The sequence below is a fragment of the Nocardia alba NBRC 108234 genome (assembly GCF_001612665.1).
Taxonomy (GTDB): domain Bacteria; phylum Actinomycetota; class Actinomycetes; order Mycobacteriales; family Mycobacteriaceae; genus Nocardia; species Nocardia alba.
Genome location: NZ_BDAX01000009.1, coordinates 78,176 through 99,604 on the forward strand (window position 1 = coordinate 78,176; position 21,429 = coordinate 99,604).

16 protein-coding genes and 1 riboswitch are annotated in these 21,429 nt (G+C 68.3%); of the genes, 3 read left to right on the forward strand and 13 right to left on the reverse strand.

What is annotated here, in order from left to right; all coding sequences use genetic code 11:
- Positions 1-244 precede the first annotated feature (244 nt).
- The 8 genes from NA12_RS11015 to NA12_RS11045 form a co-directional block, all read right to left on the reverse strand.
- Positions 245-1,753, reverse strand: coding sequence for a PstS family phosphate ABC transporter substrate-binding protein (locus NA12_RS11015; RefSeq protein WP_067449026.1), 1,509 nt, complete (start codon positions 1,751-1,753; stop codon positions 245-247).
- A gap of 94 nt (positions 1,754-1,847) precedes the next feature.
- On the reverse strand, positions 1,848-2,885 hold the full coding sequence (locus NA12_RS11020) for a PHP domain-containing protein (protein WP_067449028.1): 1,038 nt from the start codon (positions 2,883-2,885) through the stop codon (positions 1,848-1,850).
- 5 nt (positions 2,886-2,890) lie between these two features.
- Positions 2,891-3,472, reverse strand: coding sequence for a dihydrofolate reductase family protein (locus NA12_RS11025; protein ID WP_067449030.1), 582 nt, complete (start codon positions 3,470-3,472; stop codon positions 2,891-2,893).
- Between the two features lie 64 nt (positions 3,473-3,536).
- Positions 3,537-4,397, reverse strand: a complete 861-nt coding sequence (mutM, locus tag NA12_RS11030; protein WP_067449032.1) for a bifunctional DNA-formamidopyrimidine glycosylase/DNA-(apurinic or apyrimidinic site) lyase — start codon at positions 4,395-4,397, stop codon at positions 3,537-3,539.
- A 76-nt stretch (positions 4,398-4,473) separates the two neighbouring features.
- Positions 4,474-5,205, reverse strand: a complete 732-nt coding sequence (gene rnc / locus NA12_RS11035) for a ribonuclease III (protein ID WP_067449034.1) — start codon at positions 5,203-5,205, stop codon at positions 4,474-4,476.
- 24 nt (positions 5,206-5,229) lie between these two features.
- Positions 5,230-5,412: a 50S ribosomal protein L32 gene (gene rpmF / locus NA12_RS33075; RefSeq protein WP_040708879.1), complete on the reverse strand. Its 183-nt coding sequence runs from the start codon at positions 5,410-5,412 to the stop codon at positions 5,230-5,232.
- Positions 5,413-5,492: 80 nt separating this feature from the next.
- Entirely contained in the window at positions 5,493-6,098 is a 606-nt protein-coding gene (locus NA12_RS11040) for a YceD family protein (RefSeq protein WP_067449036.1), read from the reverse strand.
- Between the two features lie 116 nt (positions 6,099-6,214).
- Positions 6,215-6,988, reverse strand: coding sequence for a DivIVA domain-containing protein (locus NA12_RS11045; RefSeq protein WP_067449038.1), 774 nt, complete (start codon positions 6,986-6,988; stop codon positions 6,215-6,217).
- Between the two features lie 253 nt (positions 6,989-7,241).
- Here NA12_RS11045 and NA12_RS11050 point away from each other — a divergent pair, with 253 nt between their 5' ends.
- Complete coding sequence (locus tag NA12_RS11050) at positions 7,242-7,820, forward strand: GtrA family protein (protein WP_067449040.1); 579 nt, start codon at positions 7,242-7,244, stop codon at positions 7,818-7,820.
- 44 nt (positions 7,821-7,864) lie between these two features.
- Here NA12_RS11050 and coaD read toward each other — a convergent pair whose 3' ends face one another.
- From coaD to NA12_RS11065, 3 genes are read right to left on the reverse strand one after another with little or no spacing between them, the layout of a single operon-like run.
- Positions 7,865-8,350, reverse strand: a complete 486-nt coding sequence (coaD, locus tag NA12_RS11055) for a pantetheine-phosphate adenylyltransferase (RefSeq protein ID WP_067449042.1) — start codon at positions 8,348-8,350, stop codon at positions 7,865-7,867.
- A 3-nt stretch (positions 8,351-8,353) separates the two neighbouring features.
- Complete coding sequence (gene rsmD / locus NA12_RS11060; RefSeq protein ID WP_067449044.1) at positions 8,354-8,917, reverse strand: 16S rRNA (guanine(966)-N(2))-methyltransferase RsmD; 564 nt, start codon at positions 8,915-8,917, stop codon at positions 8,354-8,356.
- A complete protein-coding gene (locus NA12_RS11065; RefSeq protein ID WP_067449046.1) occupies positions 8,914-12,312 on the reverse strand; it encodes a pyruvate carboxylase in 3,399 nt (1,132 codons plus the stop codon). The genes rsmD and NA12_RS11065 overlap by 4 nt, the downstream gene beginning before the upstream one ends.
- Before the next feature lie 301 nt (positions 12,313-12,613).
- Positions 12,614-12,799, forward strand: a riboswitch (cobalamin riboswitch).
- Between the two features lie 140 nt (positions 12,800-12,939).
- Here NA12_RS11065 and metE point away from each other — a divergent pair.
- On the forward strand, positions 12,940-15,195 hold the full coding sequence (metE, locus tag NA12_RS11070) for a 5-methyltetrahydropteroyltriglutamate--homocysteine S-methyltransferase (protein ID WP_174551071.1): 2,256 nt from the start codon (positions 12,940-12,942) through the stop codon (positions 15,193-15,195).
- Positions 15,196-15,539: 344 nt separating this feature from the next.
- Positions 15,540-16,964: a short-chain fatty acyl-CoA regulator family protein gene (locus NA12_RS11075; protein WP_174551072.1), complete on the forward strand. Its 1,425-nt coding sequence runs from the start codon at positions 15,540-15,542 to the stop codon at positions 16,962-16,964.
- A 13-nt stretch (positions 16,965-16,977) separates the two neighbouring features.
- Here the strand turns inward: NA12_RS11075 and recG are convergent, their stop codons facing one another.
- The gene (recG, locus tag NA12_RS11080) at positions 16,978-19,236 is read right to left on the reverse strand and encodes an ATP-dependent DNA helicase RecG (protein ID WP_067449048.1); all 2,259 of its coding nucleotides are present in this window, start codon (positions 19,234-19,236) and stop codon (positions 16,978-16,980) included.
- Entirely contained in the window at positions 19,237-21,180 is a 1,944-nt protein-coding gene (locus tag NA12_RS11085) for a DAK2 domain-containing protein (protein WP_243654689.1), read from the reverse strand.
- Between the last annotated feature and the right edge of the window lie 249 nt (positions 21,181-21,429).

Here is a 21,429-nt window from a genome sequence, read left to right on the forward strand (position 1 = left end):
AACCTCGCAACACTTGCGCGAACAAGAGATGGCCGCCTCGGCGGAGGTGGAGACGAGAGCTTCACCGCCGTCCATGGGGCATGGTTGGCCTGGCCAGACGCGATGCGCACCGTTTCCGGTGCCCGCCTGAACAGAGGGGCCGTCAAGGAACGTACCCCGCTACCGCAGAGTAAACCAGCGTGCGAGAGGAAATGTTGTATTTCTATTCCCCACCACGGCAGGACATTACGCGGTCAATGGTGGCCTACGGCGTACAGATTGCCTGCCCGACGGCGTCGAGGCACGGAATATTGCCGAACTCCCGGATAATCGCCCGACCCTGACCGTGCATCAGATAGTCGATGAATTGCGCCGAGAGCGAATCACCGGCGACCTGCCCGTGCGTATCCGCGTACTCCACCACCGTGAGCGGGTAGGTTCGCGCCTTCATGGTGTCCTCCGACGCGCCGACCCCGTCCAACGAGACGACCGTCACCGCGCCACTCACCGAGGAAGTATCCATGTAGCCCACCGCACCCGGGGTCTCGGCGACGAACGAGGCCACCCCGCCGGTGGTCTTGACCTCGCATTGTTCGCCCCCCGACGGCCTTCCGGCGCACGGGATGTACGGGAAAACCTTTCGGTTACCTTCCAGCAAACGATTCTCCAGCGCCGTTCGGGTGCCGGAACCCGCCTCCCGGTCGATCAGCACCACCGGCTGATCGGGCCCACCGATCTGGTTCCAGTTCTTGATGTTTCCCCGGTACAGATCACGCACCTGCGATGTCGTCAGATTCGGCAGGCCGACACCCGGGTGGGTCACGATCGAGAACGAACTGAGAGCCAACGGATACTCGACCAGCTTGTCGAAGCCACTGCCCTTGGGACCGTCGCTGATCGCGAGCATCCCCTGCGTCGGGCCCGCCTGGACCAGTTTGACGAGCCCGTCGGAGGTTCCGGCGAAATCGAAGGTGAATTTCGCTTCGGTACAGGTCTTCGCGTAGTTCTGCGCGGCCTTGCGAATCATCGGCGCCATCGCGGTGGAACCGACGAGCGTGAGCTCACCCCCGGCGCAGTCGCGCGGCGGCGGGTCCGTGCGCAGTGCGAGCACCGCTTGCACCGCGATCAGCGCGACCAGAAAACCGGACAGCGCCATCAGCTTCTTCGACGGGCCGGGCTGGCTCCTGGTCTCGACAACCCTGCCCCGCTTGACCCGCCCGGTCAGCACCGGCTCCGCGGGCTCGCCGTCGCCGTGCACTCGCTTGAGCACCGCCAGGATCTTGTAGTGCTGGCGCCGTTCGAGCTGCACCTTGGGCAGATCGATGATGCCGACGAAGCTCTCGCCCTCGCCGCGAGACCGCTTGCCGATGCCGGAACCGGGGCCGAGATTGTCGGGGAGCGGTCCGTCCAGCTCGGTCACCGCGAGGCCGATGACCTCACGACCGGGGAAGTTGATGTGCAGTCCCACACGGGGATCGGTGCCACTCATCGTGTAGTCGTCGGGGTCGACGGCGAGAGTTCCGCCGTTCTCGACACGAACCAGCACCACCGACAACTTGGACAGCTCCAACGGCGCCCCGCCGACCTCCGGAGTGCTCAGGTTCGCCAAGGCGCCGACCAGCGACGCGGTATCGGTCTCGCCGGTCACCGGCGTATCCATCTGAAAGCGATACCCCAGCCGACGCCGCCCGACCAGGATGAACTCGCGAACGAACGCGGCCGACGCGACAGCGAGACCTGTCACCGACACGATCAGCTCCACCGGAATTTCCATCGAACCCCCCACTAAATCACTTCGATCAGCGAGTTGATGTGTACCAGGTGCGATTCGGCCGATGCGGAGTCGAAATCAGTTGTTGGGCAAGACTTCACCCAGTCGATGCCGCGCACCAGGCGAGCAGCTGTTCGACCGGCCAGGTGTCGATCACCCGCTCGGCTGTCACGCCGTGAGCCAATGCCCGCTCGCATCCGTAGCCCTGCCACGCCAACTGGCCCGGTGCGTGCGCGTCGGTGTCGATGGAGAACAAGCAGTCCATCTCGACAGCCAGCTCGATCAATCGCCCGGGCGGGTCGCGGCGTTCGGGGCGGCTGTTGATCTCCACGGCGGTGCCGAAGCGGCGGCAGGCCTCGAAGACGATTTCGGCGTCGAACGTCGACTCGGGACGGGTGCCGCGAGACCCTTCGACGAGCCGGCCGGTGCAGTGCCCGAGGATGTCGACATGCGGGTTCGCCACGGCGTAGACCATCCGCTCGGTCATGGTGTCGCTGTCGTCGCGCAGGTGCCAATGCACGCTGGCGACAACGACATCGAGCCGTTCGAGCAGATCGGCACGCTGGTCGAGGGCGCCGTCGTCGAGGATGTCGACCTCGATCCCGGTGAGGATGCGAAACGGCGCCATCTGCTCGTTGAGTTCGGCGATCACGTCGAGTTGGCGCAGCAATCGGTCCGCGGACAGACCGTTGGCCACCTTGAGCCGCGGCGAATGGTCTGTCAGCGCACAGTATTCGTGGCCGAGCGCGGCCGCGACGCCCATCATCTCGGCGATCGGGCTCCCCCCGTCGGACCAGTCCGAGTGGGTGTGCAGATCACCGCGCAGCGCCGCGCGCAGTTCCGCGCCCGCGGGCGCGATCGGCTTCGCCTCGGCGCGGAGTTCGGCGAGGTAGTCCGGAACCGCGCCGGCACAGGCCTGTTCGATGACGGCTGCCGTTTTGGGCCCGATCCCGGCGAGCTCACGCCAGCTGTGTTCGCGTGCGCGGGTCGCGAACTCGTCGTCGGCGAGCCCGGCGACGACATCGGCGGCCCGGCGGTACGCCTTCACCCGGTGCGTTTCGGCACGACCGCGTTCGAGCCAGAACCCGACCTCGCGCAGCGCCGCCACCGGACCCGGACCCGCCGCCGATGCCATCGCGGCTACTTGATCCGGCCGTACTTGAGGAACGCGACGCCGTCGGCGTACACCCGGCTGGTGATCACCCGGAACCGTTCCGGCGCGGGCAGTTTCGTTCCGCCGCCGAACAGCGGCCTGCCGGTGCCGAGCACCACCGGGTGCAACTTCAGGAACACCTGGTCTATCTCGGGCAGCAGCGCCTGCGCCAGTTCACCACCGCCACAGAGCCAGATCCCCAGTCCGTCCTCGCGTTTGAGTTCGCGCACCGCGGCGATCGGATCCTCGGTGATCAGTTCCACGCCGGGCGCGGGCGCTTCGGGCAGCGTCGTCGACACCACGTACTGGCGTAGGTGCTCATACGGGCTCGCGGTACCGGTGCGTACCCCGAAGTCGTGGGTCTTGCGACCCATGATCACGGTATCGAAGTAGATGTTGCCCGCCGCGATCCCGCGCGCCTCACGCACCTTGGTGGGCAGCGTTTCCGGGTACTGCGAGATGATCGCGGGCCCGTGGTCACCGCCCACGGGGAAGAAATCCAGCGTTCCGTCCTCGGCGGCGATGAAACCGTCGATGGTCGAGGCCACGAAATAGGTCAGCTTGCGCATAACGTCCTCCCTGCACGGACCCGGTCTGTCACGACCTGTCAGGGGAAACGTTAGCGTGCCCGGATCAGCGGCGGCGCGGCTTCCGTTGACACTTCGGACAGGAAAACGACGACCGATTCATGAATTGTTCACGGACCAGCAGCGTCGCGCACCGATCACACGGCTGGTCCTCGCGTCCGTATGCGGCCAGTGACCGGGAGAAATAGCCGGATTCGCCGTTCACATTCACGTACAGGGCGTCGAAGGAGGTGCCACCGACGGCCAGCGCTTCGGTCATGACCGCGCTCACCCCGTCGAGCAGGGTGCGCACGACCGGACGGGTGAGTTCGGCGGCGACGCGGGTGCCGTGCAGACCGGCCCGCCACAGTGCTTCGTCGGCGTAGATATTGCCGATGCCCGAGATCACCGTCTGGTCGAGCAGCACTCGCTTGATCTCGGTGTTCTTGGCCCGGATGGCCGCGACCACGGCTTCGCGGTCGAACAACGGGTCGAGTGGATCACGCGCGATGTGGGCCACGGAATCGGGCACCACGGTCCCGTCCACCTCGACGAGGTCGGCCATGGCCCAGCCGCCGAAGGTGCGCTGATCGACGAATCGCAATTCGGCGCCGTCGCCGAGTGCGGCTCGGATGTGCGCGTGTTTCTCGAGGGGTGCGCCCGCGGACTGCACGAGCATCTGTCCGCTCATGCCCAGATGCACGACGAGTGCGGTGTCGGGCTCGTCGAAGGTGAGCCAGAGATATTTCCCGCGGCGCTGCGCGGAGTCGATCCGCAAACCGGTGAGTCTGGCGGCCAGATCGGCACCACCCGCCACGTGCCTGCGCACGGCCCGGGGGTGGGTAACGGTGACGGTATCGATCATCCGGCCGACGGCGTGCTCGGCGAGACCACGACGAACAACCTCGACTTCGGGCAGTTCGGGCACGGTCAGAACACCATGGCGGGCGGGACCGCGGGGGCCGGGGTGGTGACGCTGCGCTGCCGCCTGCGGCTCGGCGTGATCACGCCTCGTCTGCGGATTCGGCGGTCAGCGCCTTGTAGGCGGCGCCGGCAGCCTTCTGCTCGGCTTCCTTCTTGGACCGGCCGACGCCGGAACCGTAGGACTCACCGGCGATCACCGTGGTGGCGGTGAACTCCTTGTTGTGGTCCGGTCCGGTGGAGGTGATCTCGTAGGCGGGCACGCCGAGACCGCGTTCGGCGGTGAGCTCCTGCAGACTGGTCTTCCAGTCCAGGCCCGCGCCCATCCGCGGGCCGCGTTCGAGCAGGTCGGCGAACAGCCGAAGCACCACACCGCGTGCGGTGTCGATGCCGTGCTCGAGGTGCACCGCACCGAGCAGCGACTCCATGCCGTCGGCCAGGATGCTCGGCTTGTCGCGACCGCCGGTGAGCTCCTCACCCTTACCGAGCAGCAGGTACTGGCCGAGTCCGCCGTCGCCGAGGGCACGCGCCACCTCGGCGAGCGCGTACATGTTCACCACGCTGGCGCGCAGTTTCGCGAGTTCACCCTCGGATTTCTCCGGATGCTCGGTGTACAGGCGCTCGGTGATGCTGAGACCGAGCACCGAGTCGCCGAGAAATTCCAGGCGCTCGTTGGTCGGCAAACCACCGTTCTCGTACGCGTACGACCGGTGCGTCAGCGCTAGGCGCAGAAGCTCCGGTCGTACGTCGACACCGAGGGCGGTGAGCAGGCTGGCGTGATCCGCCGCGCCCACACTGTCTTTACTGGCTGCCACGTTGTTAGGAATGATCTACAACGATCAGACTGCAGAAGTGACCTGGCGGCCCTTGTAGGTGCCGCAGGACGGGCACGCGATGTGCGGGAGGGTCTTCTCACCACACGCGCGGTTCGGGCAGGTGACCAGGGTCGGCGCGGTGGCCTTCCACTGGCTGCGCCGCGACCGGGTGTTGGAACGCGACATCCGACGCTTGGGAACAGCCACGGCTACTTCTCCTCTTGGTTTTCGCTGACTACACCGGCATCGGATGCCGCGGCAGCGGTTTGGTCTTGGTGGTGGAACCCTCAGGCGGGGTCGCCGGTACCGGGCTCGTCAGTGGCGAAATTCGCCAACTTCGCCCAGCGAGGGTCCAGTATCTCATGCCCATGATCAGGACCCGCAATCGCCATCCGAACACCGCACTCGGGGCACAGGCCCGCGCAGTCCGGCGAGCACAGCGGCTGCAGTGGAAGCTCCAGCCCGATGGCGTCGAGGATCACCGGCTCGAGGTCGACGAGGTCGTCTTCCATGCGGTAGACCTCGGCGTCTTCGGTCGTCTGCTCGGTGGTGCTGTCCGGATACGCGAACAACTCCGTGAGACGAATCTCCACCCGGTCGTCGAACGGTTCGAGGCAGCGCGAGCACTCCCCCGCCGTCGGCCCGGACACGGTGCCGGTGACCAGCACACCCTCCGAGACCGCCTGCAGTTGCAGATCGAGTTCCACCACGGCATCGGCCGCGATGGCGATCAGGTCCAGACCCAGCCGCTCGTGGTCGGTGACCGTGCGACGCAGCTCCCGCATGGTTCCCGGCCGACGGCCGAGACTGCGGACATCCAGCACGAAGCCCGCGTCGGACACAGGACCATTGGTCTTGCGTGGACGCGCGGACGAACCGGAAGCGGCGGACATCACGGAAAATTCTCACTTACCGTCGAGGGGATAATGGGCAACCACCCCACAGTACGGCAGGAGCCCGCCCGAACTCAAAACGCGGGCACGGCTCCGACAGGCGGCGCCACGTCGGCTCAGCGCCTGCGTTCGGCGGCGTATTCCGAGTATTCGGCGGCCGGTGCGCCGCGCATCTGCTGGCGGCCGCGGGTGATCGAGCGCCGGGTGGTGTTGAGCGTCTCCTCCATGGACGCGAGCCGGTTGCCGAAATCGGCCATCTGCTCGTCGACGTAGTCGTCACATTCGGTGCGCACCCGATCCGACTCGGCCTGCGCCTCGTCGATCAGGCGGGCGGACTCGGCATGCGCGACCCGCACCACCTCGGTCTGCGCGACGAGGCGGGCCTGTTCGGCCTTGCCGTCGGCGACCGAACGCTCATAGGAGGCCTTGCCCGCCTCGATGGCCCGGTCGGCGTCGATCTGGGCGCGCCCGGTGAGCTCGTCGTATTCGGCGTTACCGTCGGCGACGACCTGATCGGCCTCGGCCTGAGCGGACGTCACCAGGCGGTCGGCGTGGGCGGTGGCCTCGGCGACCATCCGGTCGGCGTGATCCTTGGCGTCGGCGAGGATGCGATCTGCCTCGGCGCGGGCGGACTCGATGGTGGTGTGGGCCTGTTCGTTGGCGGAGGTGATCGTCGTCTCGGCGCCGCTGCGGGCATCGCCGACGATCTTGTCGCGATGGTCGAGGACATCCTGGGCGTCGTCGAGTTCACCGGGCAGCGCGTCGCGGACGTCGTCGAGCAGTTCGAGGACATCGCCTCGCGGCACGATGCAACTGCGAGTCGGCGGGATGCCACGCGCCTCTTCGACGATGGCGACCAGTTCGTCGAGTGCTTCGAATACGCGATACATGCTCACTACCCTCCTGCTGACTCACGGCGAAACCCACTACCGCCGATGCCCAGTGTGCCCGTCGCGGGCGGCTGAATCGAATGTCGTCGCGGTGTGTCGCGACAGTGTCCAAGATCGCATGAATATCAAGTGGAGTGCAGCCCTCCACTTCGGCTACCATCAGTGAGCACGACAACGCCGTCCGCCGGGAAGCACCACAACCTTTTCGCTGTTGTACTCCTCGACGTCTGTTCATTTGGGATCGGAGTCGAACATGACCCTCCTGGAAACCCCACGGAGTCCGGTGTCGCACGTCGCGGGCATGTTCACTCCCTGGACCGGTCCGTTCCCCGTGGCGACGCCGAGTGAAGTCGCACCCACGCTGCGCCCGCGGTTCGAGGATGGGCTCACCTACCTGCGCGGCGACCGCGCGCTGCCCCAGCTCTTCCGTTTCGCCCTCGTCGGCGGATCGAGCAATATCGCCTATGTGCTGCTGTTCTTCGCGATGCACGGCATCGGCCCACTGGTCGCCAATGTGGCCGGATCGGTGGTGAGCACGATCATCGCCAACGAATTCCACCGTCAGCTCACCTTCCACGCCACAGACCGGGTCACCTGGTTCACCGCGCAGTGGGAAGGGGGCGGGATCGCGCTGATCGGACTGGCGATCACGACCGCGTGTTTGGCCGGACTGGACTTCTGGGCGCCCACCCTCGGTGACACCACCCAGGCGCTGACGATCCTCGCCATCACCACCGCGGTCGGCGGCATGCGGTTCCTCGCCCTGCGTGGTCTGTTCAGATCCGCGACACCCGCCACAGTCGCGCAGGTCGGGCCGTCCCCCAGAGCCTGACAGGGCTCGATCGAACGCCCCGGACTAGCGAGGCGTTCGCGATATCACTTGTTGCGTTCCGCGATGCGGTCGAGCAGCCGCTTGTGGACCGCGGGCGGGAGCATGTCGCTCACATCGCCGCCGTAGGCCGCCACTTCCTTGACCAGCGAACTGGACAGGAAGCTCAGCGACGGGTTGGTGGCGATGAAGAAGGTGTCAACGCCTGCCAGTTTGTGGTTCATCTGAGCCATCTGGAGTTCGTAGCCGAAGTCGCCCGCATCGCGCAGACCCTTGATGATCGCGCTGATGCCCTCCTGCTTGGCGAAGTCCACCGTGAGGCCCTGCCAGGAGGCCACGCGCACATTCGACAGGTGCGAGACCGATTCGCGCAGCAGTTCCATGCGCTCCTCGACGGTGAACATGCCCTGCTTCTTGGGGTTCACGTTGACGGTGATGATCACCTCGTCGAACTGGGCGGCCGCGCGAGCGAACACGTCGAGGTGACCGTTGGTGACCGGGTCGAAGGAGCCGGGGCACAGAGCTGCAGCCATACCTCAGACGCTAGCACCGAACTCGGCGAGTTCGACCCTGGTCTCCCCGTACTTGCGTGTCTTCAACGCCACATAGCCTGCGGGCCAGATGATCTCGGGCGAGCGGCTCGACCGTTCCACCACCACCAGCGCGTCCGGCGCGAGCCAGCCGTTGTGCGCCAGCGCGGCGAGGTCGGCGATCACGTCCTCGGTGCTCACGTCGTAGGGCGGATCGGAGAACACCACGTCGTAGGCCGTCGGGGCGGCCTGCTTCAGCACCGAGGACACACTGCCGAGCCGCAGCTCGGCACCGGGCAGACCGAGCTCGGCGATATTGGCACGCACCACCTCACCCGCCTTGCGGTCGGATTCGACGAGTAGCGCCCGCCGCGCCCCACGCGAGAGCGCTTCCAGCCCCAGCGCACCCGAGCCCGCGTACAGGTCGAGAACCAGCGTCCCGTCCAGATCGAGGCGGGCGTCGATCGCGCTGAACAGCGCTTCCCGCACCCGATCGGAGGTGGGCCGGGTGCCGGCGGGCGGCACCTTCAAGCGCCGCCCGCCCGCCACACCCGCGACGATGCGGGTCATTCCGACTCGCGTGCGACCAGTTCCACCAGCAGGTCGCCGCCCTCGACCTGGGCCACCTGCGCGGTCGCGATCCGGCCGACGATGCCACCACGCGGCGCGGTGATGGCCGCTTCCATCTTCATCGCCTCGATCGTGCCGACTGTGTCGCCCGCGTGGATCTCCTCGCCCTCCGACACCGCCAGCGTGACCACACCGGCGAACGGCGCCGCGATGTGACCGGCGTTGTTCTTGTCGGCCTTCTCTGCCGCGGGCACCTCGGAGGCGACGGAGCGGTCACGCACCGCGACCGGGCGCAACTGCCCGTTCATGATGCACATCACCGTGCGCATGCCCTTCTCGTCGGGCTCGGAGATCGCCTCCAGCCCGATGAGCAGGGTGACGCCCTTCTCGAGCTGCACGCGGTGCTCCTCACCGCGGCGCAGGCCGTAGAAGAACTGGTTCTCCGACAGCCCGGTGGTGTCGCCGTACTTCTCGCGATGGGTGATGAACTCGGCGGTCGGGCCGGGGAACAGCAGCCGGTTCAGGGTGGCGCGACGCTCGTCGGACGTGCCGTCGAGTGCCTTCTGATCGGCGGGGCTCAGCGGAGTCTCCGGCTTGGGTTCGTTGCGCCCGGCCAGCGCCTTGCTGCGGAACGGCTCCGGCCAGCCGCCCGCCGGGGTGCCGAGCTCGCCGCGCAGGAAGCCGATCACCGAATCGGGGATGTCGTAGCGGCCCGGATCGGTGGCGAAGTCGTCGATCTCGACACCGGTGCCGACCAGGGCGAGTGCCAGGTCGCCGACGACCTTCGACGACGGCGTCACCTTGATCAGGCGACCCAGCAGCCGGTCGGCGGCCGCGTATTTGGCCTCGACCTCTTCGAACCTGTCGCCCAGGCCCAACGCGATCGCCTGCTGACGCAGATTCGACAGCTGACCACCCGGGATCTCGTGGGTGTACACCCGACCGGTCGGCGCGGGCAGACCCGACTCGAACGGCGCGTAGACCTTGCGCAGCGCCTCCCAGTACGGCTCGAGATCGCACACGTTGCGCAGGTTCAGACCGGTGTCGCGATCGGTGTGCGCGGTCGCGGCCACGATCGCCGACAGCGCGGGCTGCGACGTGGTGCCCGCCATGGCCGCGGACGCGCCGTCGACCGCGTCGGCCCCGGCCTGCCACGCCGCCAGGTAGGTGGCCAGCTGACCGCCGGGGGTGTCGTGGGTGTGCACGTGCACCGGCAGGTCGAAGTTGTTGCGCAGTGCGGTCACGAGTTTCGCGGCGGCGGGGGCGCGCAGCAGACCGGCCATGTCCTTGATCGCGAGCACGTGCGCGCCCGCGTCGACGATCTGTTCGGCCAGCTTCAGGTAGTAGTCGAGGGTGTAGAGCGACTCGTTCGGGTCGAGCAGGTCGCCGGTGTAGCTGAGCGCGACTTCGGCGATGGCGGTACCGGTTTCGCGCACCGCGTCGATCGCCGGGCGCATCTGGTCCACGTTGTTGAGCGCGTCGAAGATGCGGAAGATGTCGATGCCGGTGGTGGCGGCCTCGGAAACGAAAGCGCGCGTGACCTGTTCGGGATAGGGCGTGTAGCCGACGGTGTTGCGACCGCGCAGCAGCATCTGCAGGCAGATGTTGGGCACGGCTTCACGCAACGCGGCCAGGCGCTCCCACGGGTCCTCGTGCAGGAACCGCAGTGCCACATCGTAAGTCGCACCGCCCCAGGCTTCGATCGAGAGGAGTTCGGGGGTCAGCCGCGCGACATGACCCGCCACCCCGAGCAGACCGTTGGTGCGCACGCGCGTGGCCAGCAGCGACTGGTGCGCGTCGCGGAAGGTGGTGTCGGTGACGCCGAGCGCCTTCTGCTCGCGCAGCGCCTTCGCGAAACCGTCGGGTCCGAGCGCGAGCAGCCGCTGACGCGAACCGGCCGGCGGCGCGACCGTGAGGTCCACCTCGGGCAACTTGTCGTAGGGGTACACGGTGGTCGGGCGGTCGCCGTTGGGCTTGTTGACGGTGACGTCGGCCAGGTAGGTCAGGATCTTGGTGCCACGGTCGGCCGACCCACGCGAGGTGAGCAGTTCGGGACGCTCGTCGATGAACGAGGTGGTCACCCGGCCCGCCTGGAAATCGGGGTCGTCGAGCACCGACAGCAGGAACGGGATGTTGGTCGTGACGCCGCGGATCCGGAATTCGGCCAGCGCGCGTTGGGCGCGCGCGGCGGCGGCGGGCAGGTCACGACCACGACAGGTGAGCTTCACCAGCATCGAGTCGAAGTAGGCGCCGATCTCGGCGCCGAGGTTCGCGCCGCCGTCGAGGCGGATGCCCGCGCCGCCGGGGGTGCGGTAGGCGGTGATCCGGCCGGTGTCGGGGCGGAAGCCGTTGGCCGGGTCCTCGGTGGTGATGCGGCACTGCAGGGCGGCGCCGCGAATCTGCACCGTCTCCTGACTCAGGCCCAGGTCGGCGAGGGATTCGCCCGACGCGATGCGCAGCTGCGACTGCACCAGGTCGACGTCGGTGATCTCCTCGGTGACCGTGTGCTCCACCTGGATGCGCGGGTTCATCTCGATGAACACGTGGTTGCCGCGCTCATCGAGGAGGAACTCCACGGTGCCGGCGTTGATGTAGCCGATCTGGCGGGCGAAGGCCACCGCGTCGGCGCAGATGCGCTCGCGCAGTTCGGGCGACAGGTTCGGGGCCGGTGCGAGCTCGATCACCTTCTGGTGACGACGCTGCAGCGAACAGTCCCGCTCGAACAGGTGCATGACGTTGCCGTGCTGGTCGGCCAGGATCTGCACCTCGATATGGCGTGGGTTCACCACCGCCTGCTCGAGGAACACCGTCGGATCGCCGAACGCCGATTCCGCTTCGCGCGACGCGGCTTCGATCGACTCGCGTAACTGCTCGGGCGCGGCGACCCGGCGCATGCCACGGCCACCGCCACCGGCGACGGCCTTGACGAAGATCGGGTAGTCGAGTTCGGCCGAGGCGGTGAGCAATTCGTCGATATCGGCCGAGGGCGCGCTGGACTTCAGCGTCGGCAGTCCGGCCGCCTTCGCCGCCGCGATGGCGGTGGCCTTGTTGCCCGCCATCTCGAGGATCTCGGCGGTGGGGCCGATGAAGGTGATGCCAGCGGCGGCACAGGCCGCGGCGAGGTCGGGGTTCTCCGACAGGAAGCCGTACCCCGGGTAGATCGCGTCGGCGCCGGCGGCCACCGCCGCGTCGATGATCGCCTCGATCGACAGATACGCGCGAACGGGATGACCCTCTTCGCCGATCTGATAGGACTCGGCAGCCTTCAGGCGATGGACGGAATTGCGATCCTCGTACGGAAACACCGCGACAGTTCCGATGCCGAGTTCGTAAGCCGCCCGGAAGGCACGGATAGCGATCTCACCACGATTTGCGACCAAGACTTTCGAGAACATTGGCCTACGGTACCCGGCCACCGGCCGTGGTCCGGCACGCAAGGTGGCTTCGCAGCAATCTTCACACCGCACACCCGCCTACCTGCGAAGTTGCGTTCATCGGGCCGTCACATATCACCGCGGGCAGCACCGGCGCGTGCGCGCGCACAACGGCGGCGCAACCGCAGGTCACGGCTGTGTTCAGGGCAGGGCGGTGCCCCCTGTCCCCGCTGAGGGCCTATGCTGAGCCGGCAGCTGGTTCGCGTACGCGGTGGAAGAGTCGGAGCCCCGACCTCCCGCGTGGGCGTCGAAACCTGGGTGCGGATCATGTTCCGCACCGGGTGAGAGGGAACCCGGTGAGAATCCGGGACTGTCCCGCAGCGGTGAGCGGGAACGACCGCCGTCATCAGCACTGGGCCGCAGGCCTGGGAAGCGACGGCCAGTAGGTCGGTCGATCACACGACCGGTGCCCGCGAGTCCGAAGACCTGCCGACTGTGCCGGATACGCCGTATCCGGCGGCCACCGCCTCGTGGATCGGGCGCGCGGACCACCGATGCCGACAGGTCGGGCTTTTCGCGACTTCGTCGGCGGTGTGGCGTGTGCCCGCGAAAGGCGACGGCTCTCCCGCACGACACTGGAGAATCTCCGTGACTGTTTCGCACACCCCCTTCACCGCCACGGTTCTCGGCCTACCGCGCGTGGGCCCGAACCGGGAACTCAAGCGCGCCACCGAGTCCTACTGGGCAGGCCGTGCCGACGCCGCGCACCTGCACGCGGTCGGCCGTGAACTCCGTCGCGCCCAGCTCACCGAACTCGCGGCGGCCGGACTGGATTCGGTGCCGGTGGGCACCTTCTCCTATTACGACCAGATGCTCGACACCGCGGAACTGCTCGGCGCGCTGCCGCCGCGCGTGGCCGGGATCGCCGATCCGCTCGACCGCTATTTCGCCGCCGCGCGTGGCACCGACACGGTCGCTCCGCTGGAGATGACCAAGTGGTTCGACACCAACTACCACTACCTGGTGCCCGAAATCGACACCGACACCGCGTTTTCCCTGCACCCGGGCAAACTGCTGACCGAACTCGGTGAGGCGATCGAGCTCGGGGTCCCCGCGCGGCCGGTGGTGATCGGTCCGATCACCTTCTTGAAGCTGGCCAAGGCCGCCGACAACGCCGCGCTGGAGCGGCTGCCCGAACTGCTGCCGCTGTACCTCGACCTGCTCGCCCAGCTGGCGGACGCGGGCGCGCAGTGGGTCCAGCTCGATGAGCCCGTGCTGGTCACCGACCTGACCGAGGCAGAGCTCGCCCTGGTCGGTCGGACCTACAGTGCGCTGTCGGCCGCGCAGCACCGGCCCGCGATCCTGGTCGCCACCTACTTCGGGCACCCCGATGCCGCCCTGGCGGTGCTGGCCGACACCGAGATCGAGGGTGTCGCCGTCGATCTCACCGCGGGTACCGATGTCGCGGCGCTGCCCGCCCTGGCCCGCAAACTGGTGGTGGCGGGCGTGGTCGACGGGCGCAATGTCTGGCGCGCCGATCTCGACGCGGCGCTGGGCACACTGGTCACCCTGCTCGGTAGCGCCGAATCGGTGGCGGTGTCGAGTTCGTGCTCGCTGCTGCACGTGCCGTACTCGCTGACCCCGGAGACCGGGCTGGACGAGCGGCTGCGCTCGTGGCTGGCCTTCGGCGCCGAGAAGGTCGGCGAGGTGCGCGTCCTGGCCACCGCCCTCACCGCGGGCGTCGACGCCGTCGCCGACGAGCTGGCCGCGGCCCGCGCCGCGGCCGACTCCCGCCGGACCGACCCGCGCCTGCACAACGACCGGGTCCGGAGCCGGTTGGCCGCGCTCGACGAGAACGATCTGACCCGCTCCCCCGCCGACGAGCGTCGCGTCCTGCAACGCGATCATCTCGACCTGCCCGTGCTGCCGACCACCACCATCGGCTCCTACCCGCAGACCTCGACCATCCGGCTGGCCCGCGCCGCGCTGCGCAAGGGCGAGATCGACCAGGCCGAGTACGAGCGGCGGATGCGGGCCGAGATCGCCGACGTGATCGCCCTGCAGGAAAAGCTCGGCCTCGACGTGCTGGTGCACGGGGAACCCGAGCGCAACGACATGGTGCAGTACTTCGCCGAGCTGCTCGATGGTTTCGCCGTCACCGAGGCGGGTTGGGTACAGAGCTACGGCACCCGTTGCGTGCGTCCGCCGATCCTGTTCGGCGACGTCACCCGGCCCGAGGCGATGACACTGTCGTGGATCGGCTACGCCCAGTCGCTGACCACCAAGCCGGTCAAGGGCATGCTCACCGGCCCGGTGACCATTCTGGCGTGGTCGTTCGTCCGAGACGACCAGCCGCTGGGCGACTCGGCCCGTCAGGTCGCGCTCGCCATCCGGGACGAGACGGTCGACCTGGAAGCCGGCGGCGCACGGATCATCCAGGTCGACGAGCCCGCCCTGCGCGAGCTGCTGCCGCTGCGTGCGGCCGAACAGCCTGCCTACCTGCGGTGGTCGGTGGACTCGTTCCGCCTCGCCACCGCGGGTGTCGCCGACACCACCCAGGTGCACACGCACCTGTGCTACTCGGAGTTCGGCGAGGTCATCTCCGCGATCGCGGGGCTGGACGCCGATGTCACCTCGATCGAGGCGGCGCGCTCGCACATGGAGGTCCTCGACGATCTGAACGCGGCCGGTTTCGCGCTGGGCGTCGGTCCGGGCGTCTACGACATCCACTCACCGCGCGTCCCGTCGGTGGAGGAGATCACGACCTCGTTGTCCGCCGCGCTGAAAGCGGTTCCGGCCGAGCGTCTCTGGGTGAACCCCGACTGCGGCCTGAAAACCCGCGGACCGGTGGAGGTCGAGGAGTCGCTTCGGAATCTGGTGACGGCTGCCGCCGCCCTGCGCTGACCGAGGAAAGCCCACCGCCTCGGCGGTGAGACCCGCAGGCCACTGCCCCGAAGGGAGATTCTCCGTCCGGGGCGGTGGTTCTGCTCATCACGAACCGATGATCCCCATGGAATCGGCGATGCCGAAGCGCTATGGTTGTTCCCCCGGCAACCACACAGGGAACGCGCGGACTCCCTCGGCGACGAACTTTCGTCGCCGCATACGAGCACGCCCCTGTCCCGGCCACGACTTCGCATGTTACGCACGGGTACGTACAGGTAAAATCCCTTGCAGGACTGGACATTTCCCGGGTCATTCGCCGCTTTCAGCAAACATTGCGAACCCAGCGCGTTAGGATCTGCGACGTGCGGAAGATGTACGCGGGGGCCAGACTACGAAGGCTGCGCGAAGAACGGCGGATGACCCAGGCAGCGCTCGCGAAGTCGCTGGACCTCTCACCCAGCTATCTCAATCAGCTCGAGCGTGATCAGCGTCCCCTGACCATTCCCGTTCTGCTGAAACTCAACTCGACCTTCGATCTCGACGTGCAGTTCTTCGCCGCCGACTCCGACGCGCGGCTGGTCTCGGACCTACACGAGGTACTGGTGGAAGCCGCGGGCGGCGGCGACACCGCCCCGATCACCGAGGTCGAGGAACTGGCGACCCGGCTGCCCGAGGTCGCGCGCATCGTGATCGCGATGCACCGGCGGCTGCGCGCGGCGACCGACCAGCTCGACCTGCTGTCCTCGCGCGTCGACACCCCGGCGGGCGCGCCGGGCACCCCCATGCCGTATGAGGACGTGCGCGATTTCTTCTACGACCACCGCAACCACATCTCCCCCCTCGACCACGCCGCCGAGCAACTGTTCGAGGAATCCGGTCTGAGCATCGGCTCGCTGGATCGTCAGCTGGCCCGGATCGCCGAGGAACGCGCGGGCGTCACCGTGCTGGTGCGCGGCGACGGCGCCGACCCCGCCATCCCGAAACGCCACTACGACCCCGATACCCGCACCCTCACCCTGGCCAGGAGACTGCGGCCGGGGCAGCGCGCCTTCCAGATCGCGACCACGCTCGGCCTGTTGCTCTACGGCCGCGAGATCGACAACGTCCTGGCCGAATCCCGGGCGCTCACCGGCGAATCCCGTACGTTGGCCCGGGTCGGGCTGGCCAACTACTTCGCCGGCGCGCTGATCCTGCCCTACGGCCGGTTTCTCCGGTCGGCCGAGGAATTGCGCTACGACGTCGACCTGCTCGCGCTGCGGTTCGAGGTCGGGTTCGAGACGGTCTGCCACCGGCTCAGCACGCTGCAACGACAGGGTCAGCGCGGGGTGCCGTTCTTCCTGGTGCGCACCGATCGGGCGGGCAATATCTCGAAGCGCCAGTCCGCCACCGCGTTCCACTTCTCCCGGGTGGGTGGCAGTTGCCCACTGTGGGTCACCCACGAGGCGTTCGCGCATCCCGGTCGCATCCTCACCCAGGTCTCGGAGATGCCCGACGGGCGCCGGTATCTGTGGATCGCCCGCACCACTCCCGCCGCAGCGCAGGGGTTCGGGGCGGCGTCGAAGAACTTCGTCATCGGGCTCGGCTGCGATATCGAATACGCCGACCGGCTGGTGTACTCACAGGGGCTGCAGTTGGAAGACCCGCACGTGGCGGTGCCGATCGGGGCCGGATGCAAGGTGTGCGAGCGTCCGTCCTGCCCGCAACGCGCGTTCCCGCAGATCGGGCGATCGTTGGCCGTGACCGAACACACCAGCACCGACCTGCCGTACCCGCGCGTGCCTCGCTGACACCGCGCGGGTCTCAGGACTTGGCGAGGTATTCGATGCGTTCGCCGTCGACGGCGGCGTGCATCATGCCCGCCAAGCCTGGGTGCTTCACCAGACCCGGGTCCTCGGCGACGACCTGTCGGGCGAGTTCCTGTGCGGCGGTGATCACCTCGAGGTCGTCGAGCAAGGAGAGCAACCGCAGCGACCGGGCGGTACCGGACTGCGCCGAGCCGAGGACGTCACCTTCGCGACGCTGCCGTAGGTCGAGCACGGAGAGCTCGAAGCCGTCGGTGGTCGCCGCCACCGCCTCCAGCCGCGCCATCGCCGTGCCGCCCGGCGCGGCATCGGTGACCAGCAGGCACAAGCCGGGATGTTTGCCGCGCCCGATCCGGCCACGCAGCTGGTGCAGCTGACTCACGCCGAACCGGTCGGCGTCGACGATCACCATGACGGTCGCGTTGGGCACGTCGACGCCGACCTCGACCACCGTGGTGCAGACCAGTACATCGATGGCGCCGTCGTTGAACTGGCGCATCACGTGGTCTTTCTCATCGGAGGGCAGCCTGCCGTGCAGCAGGCCGACCCGCACCCCGGCGAGCGGCCCCGCGCCCAGCGTCTCGTACATCTCGACCGCGGCGGCGGTGGTCGGCCCTTCCTTGTCGGCCTTCTTGCCCTTCGCCGGTGGTGCGTCGGGGTCCTCGCCGATGCGCGAGCACACGACATAGGCCTGTCTGCCCTGGCCGACCTCTTCGACGATGCGCTCCCACGCGCGATCCACCCACCCCGGGTGCAGTTTGCGCGGAACGACTTTCGACACGATCGGCGAGCGACCCTTGGGCAGCTGGGTGAGGGTAGAGGTTTCGAGGTCGCCGAGGGTGGTCATCGCGATGGTGCGCGGAATCGGGGTGGCGGTCATCACCAGCAGATGCGGACTGATGCCGTCTTTCGCCTTGGCGCGCAACGCATCTCGCTGCTCGACACCGAAGCGGTGTTGTTCGTCGACCACCACGAGGCCGAGATCGTAGAACTCGACGGCATCCTGGATCAGCGCGTGGGTGCCGATGACGATGCCCGCCTCGCCGGTCATCGCGTCCAGCAGCGCGGCCTTTTTCGCGGCGGTGGACATCGATCCGGTGAGCAGCACGACCTTGGTCGAGTTCTCCGCGGCGCCCAGTTCGCCCGCGTTGCCGAGATCACCGAGCATGGCCCGCAGCGACCGATAGTGCTGGGCGGCAAGGACTTCGGTGGGCGCCAGCAGGGCACACTGGCGGTGCGAGTCCACCACCTGGAGCATGGCGTTCAGTGCCACGATCGTCTTGCCCGAACCCACCTCGCCCTGGAGCAGGCGGTGCATCGGGCGGGTACGCGACAGATCGTCGGAGATTTCCGCGAGCACCTGCTGCTGGCCTTCGGTGAGCTCGAACGGCAACCGCTGATCGAAGGTGGCGGCGATGCCCTCGGCCACGGGCGGGCAGGCGGGGGCGGTGCGGCCCTCGACCTCGTGGCGACGTTCGGCCAGCACGAGCTGCAGGGCGAGCGCCTCGTCGAAACGAAGTCTGTCCCTTGCCTTCTCGATATCCAGCTTGTGCTCGGGAAGGTGGATCAGGCGCAGCGCTTCGGCGAGCGCGAGCAGGTGACGTTCCTCGCGCAGGTCGGCGGGCAGCGGGTCCTCGATGGGGTCGAGCTGGTCGAGCACCTGGCGGATGCAGGCGAGCAGGTCCCAGCTCTGCACCTTCGCGGTCGCCGGATACACGGGCACGAATTCGCGTTCGAAGAACGAGGCATCCACTCCGCCCGCGCCTTTCGCGCTCTGGGCCAGACCGCGCAGCGCGCCGCTGCCGCGTACCGAGGTGAGTTCGGCCACACCGGATTCCGCCGTGTCGGGCAGGATCAGGTAGTCGGGATGCGAGAGATTCCAGCGGTCGGGACGCCACCAGTGCACGGTGCCCGACATCATCGCTCGCACACCCTCTTTCACCAGATAGCGCACTTTGTCGCCGTTGAAGAAGGTGGCTTCCAGTGGACGCTGGGCGCCGGTATCGAGCTGCACTTTCAACAGGGAGCCGCGCCGGTTCTTCATCGGGCGCAGTTCGGTTTTCGTGATGCGGCCGATGACGGTGATGTGCGCGCCCTCCTCCGGCTCCTCCTCGGTGAGGGGCTGGCCCTGGGTGGCGTAGCGCACCGGATAGTGGCGCAGCAGGTCCTCGACGGTGGTCATGTCGAACGCCTCGGTCAGCCGGTCGGCCGCCTTGACACCCAGCACGTGGTCGAGCCGGTCACTCAACGTCGCCATCTACTCGACCCCTATCTGCACCAGATCCGCTTGCTGTCCACCGGAATACACGACTACCTCGACACCGGGGAAGCCGGCCGTCACATGGTCGGCGAGCACCTGTGCCAGTTCGGCCCCCGTATCGGCGCCCATCAGCAGTGTCACCAATTCCCCACCGAGACCGAGCATTCGGTCGAGCAGGATCCGGCCCGCGCCGACCACGTCGGGGTCGATCACCACCACATCCTGACCGACGAGACCGAGTCCATCACCGGGAGAACACATTCCGACCATGGTCAGAGCCCGTACCCGGGCCGCGCGCAGCGCACCCCACCGCATGGTCGCCGCCGCCTCCGACATCGCGAAGGCGTCATCCACCGCGATCCGGCCGCGATCGTGCACCGCCAGCGCCGCCAGGCCCTGCACCATCGACGCGCTCGGCAGCAACAGCACATCACGCGAACCGTCACGCGCGGCCACACCGACGGCGACGAGTTCCTGCGCGGGCAGGGCGCCGTTGGGCAACACGAGCACCTCACGATGGGGCATCCGCCGGATGGCGGTGAGCAGAGCGCTCGAATCGACCTGCCGATCCCCGCGTAACACCACCGCCCCGGCATCTTCGAACAGCCGGGCGGCGGCAGCGCCCGCGGCCACCGCGAGGACGCCGCGGTCGGCGAGACCTTCGCGATCTCCGAAGGGGGGCCCGGTCGGAGCGTCGGCGGTCGCGGACACGACGCCGCTGTCCGCGGCACGCGGCAGGCCGTCACCGGCACCGCTCGAACGCTGCGCGGCGTTGTCTGCACCCTGCCGCGTGGCGAACCCGTCGATACCGGCCTCGTGGCGGTCGTTGTGGGGTGCGGTCACCGCGAAGCTCTCGATCCGGATGCTCGTCACGGTGCCCACGGCCAGACCGGCCTCGATCGCCGCCCCCGCGTCGCGGCAGTGCACGTGGGCAGACCAGGTGCTGTCACCGTCGCCGACCACGACCACCGAATCGCCGAGCACGGCGAGCCGGTCCCGCAGCCCACCCGCCGCGGTCTCGTCGGTGCCCGAGATCACGTACATGACCTCGAAGTGCGGGTCGGCGTCGCGATCACGGTGCTCGTGGTCGTCGCGGGTGTCGGGAAGCCGACGCTCGCCACCGTCGGGAACGGCCGTCGCGGCGCCCTCGTATCGACGGTCGTGATCGATGTCACCGGAGATCGGGGCGACCCGGGTGACGCCGTCGACGTCATCGGGCCGAGGATGCGGGCTGACCCGGGTGGCTCCGTCGACGTCATCCGGCCGGCGATGCGGGCCGTGGTCCGCCCGCTGGCCCCGCGTGTACCGGACTCGCGCGGGCACCTCACCGCAGATTTCGGCCACGAGGCAGTCGAGCAACACCAGCAGGCCGCGCGCCCCCGCGTCGACGACTCCCGCCGCGCGCAGCACCCCCAACTGCGTCGGCGTCCGGCTCAGCGCCCGCGCGGCCCCCTCGGCGGCGGCGCGGGCCACCTCGGCCAGGGAAGGCTCGGTGACCTCGGCGGCAGCGGCGGCGGCGCGGTCGAGAACCGTGAGGATGGTGCCCTCGACCGGGGCGCTCAGACCCGTGCGCACCAGCACCGCCGACCGTAGCAACGCCTCCTGCAACCGCACGCCGGTCAGCGGGCCGGCGACAACGGCCTCCGCGATCCCCCGCAACACCTGCGACAGGATGATGCCCGAGTTTCCGCGCGCACCCGTCGTCGCACCGCGGGCCAAGGCCTGGGCGACCGAGTGCGAGGTGGGGTCCGGCCCGTCGAGCACCGCGCGCTCCGCCGTCGCGACGGCGGCTCGCATGGTGGCGAGCAGATTGGTCCCGGTGTCGGCGTCGGCGATGGGGAACACGTTGAGCGCGTCGATCTCCGCGCGACGTAGCTCCAGATCGGTGCGGCAACCGCGGGCCCAGACCAGCAGATCGGGGCCGTCGAGAGACTCCCGCACGTGCGCCACCGCCACCTCGCTCCCCGTTCTGCGTACCCGCCCGCCGAGCACGCACGCCAGGTTAGCGGCAGCTACCGACCGGACTACGCTGAACTCGGACGGGCCGCGCATCGGGCTGTGCTCGGCGGGTCGACCGGGATACCCGGTTTGGAACTTCGAGGTCCGGCCCGCTAGTCTTGCAGGGTTGCTTTGTGCGGCCCACGTGGGTCTGCGCTGGCCGACGACAGTCGGCAAGGCATTTGATGACAT